This is a genomic window from Lysinibacillus sp. NPDC097214, assembly GCF_050277945.1.
GTDB classification, from domain to species: domain Bacteria; phylum Bacillota; class Bacilli; order Bacillales_A; family Planococcaceae; genus Lysinibacillus; species Lysinibacillus xylanilyticus_B.
Genome location: NZ_JBNNSS010000004.1, coordinates 73850 through 85490 on the forward strand (window position 1 = coordinate 73850; position 11641 = coordinate 85490).

The 11641-nt window shown below is 37.7% G+C and carries 7 protein-coding genes; 6 read left to right on the forward strand and 1 reads right to left on the reverse strand.

Annotation, left to right across the window (positions count from 1 at the left end):
• Nucleotides 1-245: 245 nt before the first annotated feature.
• The gene (locus ACQKMI_RS10335; RefSeq protein ID WP_427488575.1) at nucleotides 246-1322 is read left to right on the forward strand and encodes an undecaprenyldiphospho-muramoylpentapeptide beta-N-acetylglucosaminyltransferase; all 1077 of its coding nucleotides are present in this window, start codon (nucleotides 246-248) and stop codon (nucleotides 1320-1322) included.
• A 186-nt stretch (nucleotides 1323-1508) separates the two neighbouring features.
• Here the strand turns inward: ACQKMI_RS10335 and ACQKMI_RS10340 are convergent, their stop codons facing one another.
• Complete coding sequence (locus tag ACQKMI_RS10340; RefSeq protein WP_197141152.1) at nucleotides 1509-2057, reverse strand: GNAT family N-acetyltransferase; 549 nt, start codon at nucleotides 2055-2057, stop codon at nucleotides 1509-1511.
• Between the two features lie 543 nt (nucleotides 2058-2600).
• Between ACQKMI_RS10340 and ACQKMI_RS10345 the strand changes: the two genes are divergently transcribed.
• The 5 genes from ACQKMI_RS10345 to odhB all read left to right on the forward strand — a co-directional run bounded on the left by ACQKMI_RS10345 (nucleotide 2601) and on the right by odhB (nucleotide 11298).
• A complete protein-coding gene (locus ACQKMI_RS10345; RefSeq protein WP_427488577.1) occupies nucleotides 2601-4628 on the forward strand; it encodes a diguanylate cyclase domain-containing protein in 2028 nt (675 codons plus the stop codon).
• Nucleotides 4629-4854: 226 nt separating this feature from the next.
• The gene (locus ACQKMI_RS10350; RefSeq protein WP_427488579.1) at nucleotides 4855-5529 is read left to right on the forward strand and encodes a response regulator transcription factor; all 675 of its coding nucleotides are present in this window, start codon (nucleotides 4855-4857) and stop codon (nucleotides 5527-5529) included.
• Nucleotides 5526-6911, forward strand: coding sequence for an ATP-binding protein (locus ACQKMI_RS10355; RefSeq protein WP_427488581.1), 1386 nt, complete (start codon nucleotides 5526-5528; stop codon nucleotides 6909-6911). Before ACQKMI_RS10350 ends, ACQKMI_RS10355 begins: the two co-directional genes overlap by 4 nt.
• A gap of 232 nt (nucleotides 6912-7143) precedes the next feature.
• On the forward strand, nucleotides 7144-9969 hold the full coding sequence (locus ACQKMI_RS10360) for a 2-oxoglutarate dehydrogenase E1 component (protein WP_427488583.1): 2826 nt from the start codon (nucleotides 7144-7146) through the stop codon (nucleotides 9967-9969).
• A gap of 93 nt (nucleotides 9970-10062) precedes the next feature.
• A complete protein-coding gene (gene odhB, locus ACQKMI_RS10365; protein WP_427488585.1) occupies nucleotides 10063-11298 on the forward strand; it encodes a 2-oxoglutarate dehydrogenase complex dihydrolipoyllysine-residue succinyltransferase in 1236 nt (411 codons plus the stop codon).
• The last annotated feature ends 343 nt before the right edge of the window (nucleotides 11299-11641 follow it).

Here is an 11641-nt window from a genome sequence, read left to right on the forward strand (position 1 = left end):
TTTTTCCTCGAGGTAATTCGTCGGACTAAGTTCCTCTATTTCAGGTGATTGGACCTCTGTAACTGTTGCTACGCTTTCTGTACAAAAGACATTTATAACTGCCGTTTCACTTACGTTACATAAAACACGTGCTGAAAGAAGTTAAAAGCTTCATCTGTATCTTTTCGTTCGCATATAGTAAAATAAGAGACTGTATACAAAAGTAGTGATGGCTACAATGGCTTTTAAGGAATAGGAGAATTTAAGTGAAACAACAAACAATCATTTTAACCGGTGGAGGGACAGCTGGTCATGTATCGCTTAATCAAGCGATACTCCCGTCTTTACAAGAACTAGGTTATGATGTCCATTATATTGGCTCAGACCAAGGCATTGAAAAAGAATTAATAGGTGAGGCGTTTCCTAGTGTTCCGTTTTACGGTATTTCAAGCGGGAAATTGCGCCGTTATTTCTCAATGAAAAATTTTACAGACCCATTTAAAGTGCTTGCTGGAATGATGCAGGCTTTTCGTATTATCAAAAAAGTGAAACCACAAGTCATTTTTTCAAAGGGCGGCTTTGTATCTGTACCTGTTGTCATGGCTGCGAAACTTGCTGGTGTTCCAGTAGTCATTCATGAATCAGATGTTACACCTGGCTTGGCCAATAAAATTGCGCTACCATTTGCATCTCACATCTTTACGATTTTTGAGGAAACATTACAGCACCTACCGAAAGAAAAGGCCACATGCACAGGCTCCATTATTCGCCAAGAGTTATTTATGGGGGATCGAGTGAATGGGTTATCTCTTTGTGGCTTTACCACATTAAAACCTGTTCTTCTTGTGATGGGAGGGAGTCTAGGATCAGTTGTCTTGAATGATGCACTTCGTCAAAATTTACCAGAGCTTGTCAAGCAGTTTCAGATCATTCATTTGTGCGGTAAAGGGAATTACGACAAATCATATGAATCTATGGCTGGATACAAACAGTTTGAATATGTGACAACGGAATTACCAGATTTATTACACGCGGCAGACTTTATCGTCTCACGTGCTGGCTCCAATTCGATTTTTGAATTTTTAGCACTTCATAAACCGATGTTACTAGTGCCGTTATCTGCACAAAAAAGTCGTGGTGACCAAATATTAAATGCCAAGTTATTTAAAAAACAAGGCTATGCGGAAGTGTTACAAGAGGAAGAGTTAACAAAGGAATCCTTTAAAAAATCAGTTCATGTGTTAACAGAGCGCAAAGCAGAAATGGTTGCAACGATTGAAAAAACACAAAGACCGAAAACGCCAGAAGAAATGGCGAAATTGATTTTACAATATAAAAAGTAGAAAACCCAAAAATAAAAGCTATGTGCCTGTCATGAAGTCAGTGCACATAGCTTATTTTTATCAAGCATGAACGGACAGTAATTTATCTGTGACGTAAAAGCCCGATTGATAAAGACAAATGATCAGTGGGGGGGTGAAGAAAACCCCCGCTGATTACAGTTTCGATAAATGAAAAAACCATATAGATTACATCGCTTGTTCTTCGCCTTCTGCCACTTGATTGGCAGTTGTAAGATAGAACAAGTCTTTTGGAATTTTATATAAATTAAATTGCGCCTCGCCTCTGTTAACTTGAGCTAACAATGTTGGGTGACTTTCATTTGCGCTCATAACATAAGGTAGCTTTAAGGCTGCACGCTGCGATTTTATATTTTCAACACGAATACGGAGAAATACCGTATGGAAGTTATAATCAAAAAATAGTTCGTTCAAAAAAAGCATTTTAGCTTTTTGGTTATAACCTAACCCTTGATAAGGGAGTCCAATCCACGTTCCTAAAAAGCCTGCACCATCCTCCACATCATGAATGCTAATGGTGCCGATTGGTTGACCCCAATCATCAGTAATTGTCCTTGAAATAGCGAGTCCCTTCGCTTCCTCTTCAATCAATTGTTTTGTCATAAACCAATATTCATCAGCGGATGTGGCTTTTTGACGGACAAAAGGGAATACAGAAGGGTGTGATAATAGCTCATAGAGCTCTGTACATTCATGTAGGTCTCGATGTTTAAGCATACGAAACGCCTCCTTTACTAGGGTAGTTAAAACAATTCCTTTAAAACATAAAGAAGAAAACTAAAATTCGTACTGGAATTAAAACCCAAAGAACTAGACGTTAAAACTATGATAACCATAATCTCCCGCTGTCTTACTGATTTTTCGACCATACCGAAAAAAGGCTAGTTTTTTTAATATAATATAACAATCACACTGCTTTATGCAATCATTTTCCTCGCTAAAACGAAAAATAAGTTTTCGTGTCAGAAAATTCTGTGAAATAGGTAATCGGGTAGATAGTTAAAAATTGTTAATATATAATTTCAAAGAGTATTAAGTCTAAAATATCAATTTATGAATAAAATAATGTTTCTTTAGGATTATTTTATTTCTTCAAAAGAGGTAAAATATCAAAAATTATCCTTAAAAGGATATAAATTTTCCAATTCGAGAAGGGTAGTTCTTTTAAATTATGTTATAATAGTAGTATTGATTTTTTAGTATGAACAAAAACTATATGAAAATTCTATATTACTATTAACGACTTATGGGGTGGACAGCATGGAATATCTTTTAAGCGAAGACTTATTTAATGACTTATTTAATGGCAAAGATTTTGTCTTTTTAATGAAAAAAGTGGGAGACGAATATCAATATATTCGCTTAAATCAAGCAGCTAGAGCTTTGTTTCCACATGAGGCAATTGGGAAAATGCTTTCTACCCTTACCCCAAGTCGTAATTTCACTATAATACAAGAAAACTACAATCGAGCGATTTCGATGCATAGTCAAGTTGATTATGTGGATTATGCCTATTATCAATCAGAGGTTCGTAAATATGAGACATCTGTTCGACCGCTTAAACATAATAAAGAAGACTATATTTTAGCCATAACTAAAGAGATTCTCTATGATCGTAGCATCGAAGATAAGTTTTTATTTCTGCGCTCAATGTTTGATCATGCCTTCTTTTCGACGGTCATCTTATCAGCTGAGGGGACTATTTTTGAAGTGAATTCCAGCTTTACAGAAGACTTTGAATTAGATACTGAATCGGTTAAACAGCAATTATTCGTTGATCTACCCATCGTTCCTAAAGATGAAGTAGAAAACATCCAAAACTATTTACAAAGAGCAGCTATGGGCGAAAATATTGGTGAAAAACTCATTAAGCTTCATACACTGGATAAAAACGAACGCAAGTATTTAGTTTCACTATCCCCTGTTATGCAGGGGGATAACTCTTTTGCTATTTTTCTTATCATGCAGGATTTCACACAATTCACCGAACAAAAGGCAGAGTTACGCTCAAAATCTCATGGTTTAGAGGTTTTAAAGGCTGCTCTCAATTCGGCAGCTTCCATTGCTGTTTTAGATAGAAATGCAAAAATTTTAGAAGTGAATGATTTGTTTTTAAATGCAACCGGCTTCATAGCAGAAGAACTAATAGGTCAATCTTCTTTAGAATTAATCGAGCCTCGTAACAATACAAAAGAGTTAATACAATTAATTAGGAAAACACTTGAAGCGGGGAGTATTTGGCGAGGGGAGCTATGCTATCGTACAAAATTCCATGCTGATTTTTGGGTAGAAGCAACTATAGTTCCATTGAAAAATGAATTTGGCGAGACAGAACAATTTTTATCCATTAACTATGATATTACGGACAAGAAAAGAATGTTAACGAAATTGAAAAATATTGAGCGCACATTCCGTTTAATTACAGAAAATACAAATGATTTAATTGTGATTACAAACGAAGATGGCATCATTATTTATGCCTCGCCCTCCTATGAGATGTATTTGGGCTACGAAAATGTAGAATTACAAGGTCAGTTTTACAATAACATTGTAGATGAACAAAGCAAGAAGGCGTGGCAAACGTTTCTAAATAATTTTTCTGGTCAAACGGAAACAAAATTTGAGCTTCTTCTAAAGGCGAAGGACGGTACGCCTGTTTGGACAGAAGGAAACGTAACAGTTGTTCATGATCCAAAGCGCGAAAAAGTTTCACAAATTATGATGGTATCTCGTGAGATTTCTCATCGTAAGAAACGAGAGAATGATCTATTGTATTTAGCCTATCATGATACGTTAACACAACTACCAAATCGCCGTTTTTTAAACAAGGAATTCCCGAAATTATTGGCAGAAGCAAAGGAACATAATGATTGCTTAGCTATGCTCTATATCGATGGAGATGACTTTAAGCATGTAAATGATCGGCATGGCCATGACACGGGGGATGATTTTATCCGAAGGTTTGGTCAAGTATTACTTAGCGCGGTACGTAATCACGATTTAGTGATTCGTATAGGTGGCGATGAATTTATTGTTGTTTTAACAGGGTTAACTCGGGATGATAAGAAAAGGAATACTCAAATGATGGATATTATTCATCGCATCCGTAATGAACTAAAAAAAGGTTGGATGATTGAAGGACATCACTTTGCTCCAACAGCCTCCATTGGAATCGCTTATTTTCCGGATCACGGTCAAACATTAAATGAATTGCTAGAATTAGCAGATCAAGCTTTGTATAAAGCGAAGGAAATCGGAAAAAATAATTTCTATATTTCTGACATTTAATCAATTATGCCTCGGCATAATTGTGTCTGGAATCGGCCTTGTGCTTGCACAAAGTACTCCTTTCCGATTCCGTGACATCCGCCGGGGGCTTTAACTTCTTTTAGAAGTTAAAAAAAGTCTGTACTACAAGTAGTTGCTTGTGGTACAGACTTTTTGTTTGATGGTATGCTATAACCGTATTAAAGAGGAAACCCCTCGTAGTTAATTTAAATTAGAAGGTGATGAAATGCCTAAAAAAATACTTTTGGTGGAAGATGAGAAGCATATCGCTCGTTTTGTGGAGCTAGAATTAAAGCATGAAGGCTATGATGTATTAGTTGCTTTTGATGGACGTGAAGGACTTGAGCTAGCTGCATCCGAAAATTTTGATGTGCTGTTATTAGATGTGATGCTACCAGGAATAAATGGAATTGAAATTTGTCGTCGGATACGTTCACGGTCAAAGGTACCTATTATATTGTTAACGGCACGAGATGCCGTGATGGATCGCGTAGCTGGCTTAGATGCTGGTGCAGATGACTACATAGTAAAACCATTCGCTATTGAAGAACTATTAGCTAGAATTCGTACTATTTTACGTCGGGTGTCACCTGATGAAAAAATGGGAGGATCATTACATTTTCGAGATATCGAAATTGATATTGCGGCCTATGAAGTTATAGTACAAGGGAACAAGCTTGATTTAACGAAAACAGAATATGATTTACTCAAATTATTAATAGAACATAAAAATAAAGTTTGTACACGAGAGCTAATTTTAACCTCTGTTTGGGGGTATGATACGGATATAGAGACAAATGTCGTAGATGTATATATTCGGCATTTACGAACAAAACTACCGGGTGATGTGAATGCTTACATCGAAACCGTTCGTGGGGTTGGGTATGTGATGCGTGAATGAAAAAATGGAGAGATTATTTAGTCAATCAGTCATTACAAAGAAAATGGATGCTAACATCTAGTGCTGTTATATTTTTTAGCTATACAATTATTTGTATTGTCGTATATATTTCACTTCATACATGGCTATCAAATGACGAGGCCAGTAAACTCAAACGAACAAGCGATGATTTGGTGTATTTTTTAGAGTCACGAGGACCCAATCTTACAATACAGGAAATTCAGCAAAATAAAGGTCTTATAGATTCTATTGCTGATCGTGATCAAACTATTAGAATGTTTAATTCAGATGGCGTTCAGATTCTTCGTATTAATAATACTTCTCAGGCTGCACCGCTTACTTCAATGGGGAAAACTATTGATATGACGATTGATAAAAAAGATGTTTATGTCATTAATGAACCGATTCAACTTGGTTTCTTTCAAGGATATATTCAGGTGATTCATCCATTATCAAAGTTTCAGTCTTTGATGCATTATTTATTGACGACGATGTTAATAGCGGGCTTAGGAGCATTATTGTTGTCAGCATCTATTGGCTATTATCTTGCCAATTATTTGATGAAACCACTACGTGCATTACGTTCATCGATGAAAACAGTTATGGATAAAGGATTTAATGAACCAATTCAATTAACTTACACCTCTCATGATGAGATAGGTGATTTATTGAAAATGTACAACACGATGATGAATGAATTACAAATTTCATTTGCACAGCAGCAACAATTTGTTGCAGATGCCTCTCATGAGTTACGAACGCCTATTCAAGCAATTGAAGGGCATCTCTCTCTTTTGAAAAGATGGGGGAAGGATGATCCGGAAATTTTAGAAGAATCTATTGATACTTCGCTAACAGAAATTGCACGAATGCGTAAGATGATCGAAGAATTACTAGAACTTGCTCGTCGTGAGGAAAAAGATATCGATAGTGAGGCTGATGCAGTAGCTGTAATTGAATCAGTTATAGAGGAGACAAGACTCCTTCACCCAGAAGCTCGAATAACGCTGTCGAAAAATGAGGAAATAGGGCGGATATTTATAACAGAAAATGCACTTAGCCAAATTGTTCGAAATATAATAGAAAACGCAATTCGTTATTGTGAAATAACTCCTGAAATTCAAATTTCACTAGCTGTTTCAGGAAAGGAAATGTTGTTAAGGATAGAGGATAATGGAATTGGAATAGCGGAGGAAAATATTCCATTTATTTTTGACCGTTTTTATCGGGTTGATGAGGCCAGAAATCGTCAAATCGGAGGTACTGGCTTAGGGCTAAGTATTACAAAAATGTTACTAGAAAAATACAGTGGCTCTGTAGAAGTCAAGAGTGAAAAAAATGTTGGAACCGTTTTCTTCATGAAATTCCCGCTAAAATATTGAGAAAAATACACGCTTTATTTCATTATTCTATCCTTTGGGAAAAAATTTGCTTAATTTGCTAAAAAGAGTTGTATTTTTTGTGAAGAGTAGTAAGATTGAGATGGAAAAAACGTTCTTTAAATTATGGGTATGTTGTGTTAAACATCCTTTTAAAGAGCGGAGAAATATTATATAATTAATTGTAATTTAATTAATGGAACTGCCGAAAGGCAAAATTTGGAGGTCATTTTTCATGTCGAACAACGTTACAACTGTAAGTTCTCCATGGTCAGCTTTCTCTGGTCCTAACCTAGGATATGTGATGGAGCAATACGACTTATTCTTACAGTCTCCTGAAGAAGTAGAACCGGAGTTAGTATTATTATTCCAACAATTTGGTGCACCAGTAGTAGTAGAAGGTGAAGTAGCTGTAGCTAGTAATGCAGCAGCAGCTCCTGCTGGCGATTACAAGAAAGTGTTAGCAGCTGTGAAATTAGCAGATGCAATCCGTACAAACGGTCATTTAGCGGCAGATATTTATCCTTTGAAAAACCGTGAACTACAAACAGCTCAAATTGAAGAAAGCGCGTTCAACTTAAGCGCTGCAGATTTAGCTGAAATTCCTGCAGCTGTCTTCTTCAAAGATGTGCCAGCAAACGTGAAAAATGGTAAAGATGCAATCGATTACTTAAAATCTGTTTATACAGATAAAGTAGCATTTGAATATAATCACGTAGTAACAACAGAAGAACGTGATTGGATTCAAGCACAAATTGAAACAGGCTCATTTAAACAAGCATTAGCTTCTAATGAGAAAAAAGCTTTATTAGATCGTTTAACTCGTGTTGAAAACTTCGAGAAGTTTATTCATAAAACTTTTGTAGGTCAAAAGCGTTTCTCTGGTGAAGGTTTAGATACTCAAATCATCCTATTCGATGAAATTTTGAAAACAGCTGAAACAAATAGCGTTGAAAATGTACGTATTGGTATGGCCCACCGTGGTCGTTTAAATGTGTTAACACACGTTTTAAATAAACCATACGACATGATGTTCTCTGACTTTGCACATGTTTCTAATGAATTATTTATGCCAGAAGACGGTCGCCTTGAAATTACTAAAGGCTGGACTGGCGATGTAAAATACCACATGGGTGCTTCTTACAACCGTGAATCTGGTATGAATGTTAAACTAGCTTACAACCCATCTCACTTAGAAGTAGGGAATCCCGTTGTTTTAGGTACTGCACGTGCAGCACAAGATAACACTTCTAAACCAGGGCAAGCTGTCCATAACCGCACAAAAGGATTAGGTATTCTTGTGCATGGTGACGCTGCATTCCCAGGTCAAGGGATCGTAACAGAAGTATTAAACTTTGCAAAAACTGAAGGGTTCACTACTGGTGGTACAATCCACATCATTGCTAACAACATGATCGGATTTACAACTGAACTACAAGACTCTCGCTCTTCTGTATACTCTTCTGACCCTGCAAAAGGTTATGAAGTACCAGTTGTGCATGTAAATGCAGATAGCCCTGAATCTGTAGCTTTAGTTGGTCGTTTCGCAGCTAGCTACCGTCAAAAATTCGGTAAAGATATCATCGTTGACCTTCTTGGTTACCGTCGTCATGGTCACAATGAAACGGATGACCCAACTGTAACAAACCCTGAAACGTATAAATTAGTTTCTAAACATGAACCAGTTCGCTCTTTATACGGTGCACAATTAGCAGCTGAAGGTGTAGTATCTGCTGATGAAGTAGCAGCTTTAGATAAAACTATTTATGCAGAAATGCAAGCGGCTTATGATCATGTAAAAGAAATGGCAGATAAAGATGAGCATAAACATTTAGAAATGCCAGAAGAATTAAAAGTAGAATTCCCACAAATTGATACAGCAGTTGGTGCGGAACGTTTAGAAAAAATTAATGAAGAGCTTTTAGTGTTTGAAGAAAACTTTGAACCACAGAAAAAACTTGGCAAAATTTTAGAAAAACGCCGTGATGCATTTGCTTCTGCAAAAATCGACTGGGGTCATGCAGAAACTTTAGCTTATGCAACAATTATACAAGATGGCACACCAGTACGTTTTACAGGTCAAGATGCACAACGTGGTACGTTCTCTCAACGTCACTTAGTGTTACATGACAAAAACAATGGTAATTTATTCACGCCACTTCACCATATTTCAGGTGCTAATGCATCATTTACAGTACACAATTCTCCACTTACAGAAGCTGGGGTAGTGGGCTTTGAATATGGTTACAATATAGAAAATGACCATGTACTATCAGTTTGGGAAGCTCAATTTGGTGACTTTGCTAACATGGCACAAGTTATGTTCGATAACTTTATTTCAGGTGCACGTGCTAAATGGGGTCAAAAATCTGGTTTAGTCATGCTTTTACCACATGGTTATGAAGGTCAAGGTCCAGAACACTCTTCAAGCCGTATGGAACGTTACTTACAAATGTCAGCTGAAAATAACTGGTTCGTAGCAAACTGCTCAAACGCAGGTAACTACTACCACTTATTACGTCGTCAAGCAGCATTATTAGGTACAGAAGGCGTTCGTCCACTTGTGGTTGTATCACCTAAGTACTTACTTCGTCACCCATTAGCTGCAGCGAATGCTGATCAATTAGCAAATGGTTCATTCCAAGAAGTAATTGAGCAACCAGGCCTAGGTTCAAAACCAGAAGCTGTAGAGCGAATTGTTTTAGGTTCAGGTAAAGTCATGATCGACATTGCAGACCGTATTAAAGACGGTGAAGGCTTTGATCACGTACACATTACTCGTGTAGAACAACTTTACCCATTCCCAAAAGAGCAAGTTGCTGGTATTATTGCTAAGTATCCTAATGCTAAAGAAATCGTTTGGGTACAAGAAGAACCTAAAAACCAAGGTTCTTGGAATTATGCATTAGAAACATTACACGACCTTTCAGAAGGTAAAAAACTACGTTATGTAGGCCGTCCTGCAATGAGCTCGACTTCTGAAGGTGATGCAGATTCTCATAAAGCAGCTCAAGCCGCACTTGTAGAAGAAGCAGTAGCTGAGCCAGTAAAGGTTAAATAATCACATATTAAATTTGAGAGCCGGGCTACTTGCTGCTTAGGCAGTAGCCCTTTTATGTGCACCAATGCACGTTAATTAAAGGAGGAAATGAAAGTGGCTGAAATTAAAGTCCCTGAATTAGCAGAATCGATTACAGAAGGTAGTATCGCACAGTGGGTAAAAAAAGTGGGCGATCGCGTTGAAAAAGGTGAATTCATCGTTGAACTTGAAACAGATAAAGTAAACGCTGAAATCATTTCTGAAGAAGCGGGAGTATTAACTCAAATTTTAGCTGAAGAAGGCGATACTGTACTAGTAGGTCAAGTTATCGCAGTAGTTGAAGCTGGCGAAGGTGCAGCACCTGCTCCAGCAGCTCCAGTTGAAGCAGCTCCAGCACCAGCAGCGCCACAAGCGGCACCTGCCCCAGTTGCAGCAGCTCCAGTTGTAGAAGAAACTTCTGGTGAGCGTGTAATCGCATCTCCAGCAGCACGTAGACTTGCTCGTGAAAAAGGTATTGACCTTGCTGCTGTATCTCCAGTAGATCCACAAGGACGTGTACGTGTACAAGACGTTGCAGCTCATGGTACAGCTCCAGTAGCAGCACCACAAGCAGCTCCAGCAGCACCTAAAGCAGTAGCAGCTGTTGACGAATCACGTGTGACTGTTGAAAAAATGAGCCGTCGTCGCCAAACAATTGCAAAACGCTTACTTGAAGTAAAACAATCTACAGCAATGTTAACAACATTCAACGAAGTAGATATGACAAACGTTATGGCTTTACGTTCTCGTAAAAAAGACCAATTCTTCGAGTCAACTGGCTCAAAACTTGGTTTCATGTCATTCTTCACTAAAGCTGTAGTTGCAGCACTTAAAAAATACCCATATGTGAACGCACAAATCTCTGGCGATGAAATTCACTTAAACAACTTCTTCGATATCGGTGTAGCTGTATCAACAGAAGAAGGTTTAGTAGTACCAGTAGTACGTGACGCTGACCGCAAAAACTTTGCTGAAATTGAAGATTCAATCGCAGACCTAGCTAAAAAAGCACGCGACAAAAAATTAGGTTTAGCTGATCTTTCAGGTGGCTCATTCACAATTACAAATGGTGGGGTATTCGGTTCATTAATGTCTACACCTATCATGAATGGTACACAAGCTGGTATCCTTGGTATGCACTCTATCAAAAAACGTCCAGTTGAAGTGAATGGAGAAGTAGAAATTCGCCCAATGATGTACTTAGCACTTTCTTATGACCACCGTATTATCGATGGTAAAGATTCTGTAGGCTTCCTTAAAACTGTTAAAGAATTACTTGAAAACCCAGAAGATTTATTATTAAATTCTTAATACCTGAGTTTGATAAAACCTTGCGAACATTGTTTCGCAAGGTTTTTTAACTTTTTATGAAACATTTGAGGAAATGAAGGTAAAAGAAATCAAAGCGACGGATGAAAGAGCCCAAACGACGGATGGAAGAGGCTAAGTGACGGATAGAACAGACAAAGCGACGGATGCAAGAGCCAAAGTGACGGAAAGAACCGTCAAAGTGATGGATAGAAAGCAAAGCGACGGATAGAAAGGCCAAAGTCGTGGATAGAACCGTCAAAGTCGTGGATAGAGTGGCCAAAGTGATGGAAAGAAGGCAGAGCGACGGATGGAACAGGCAAAGCGACGGATGCAAGAGCCAAAG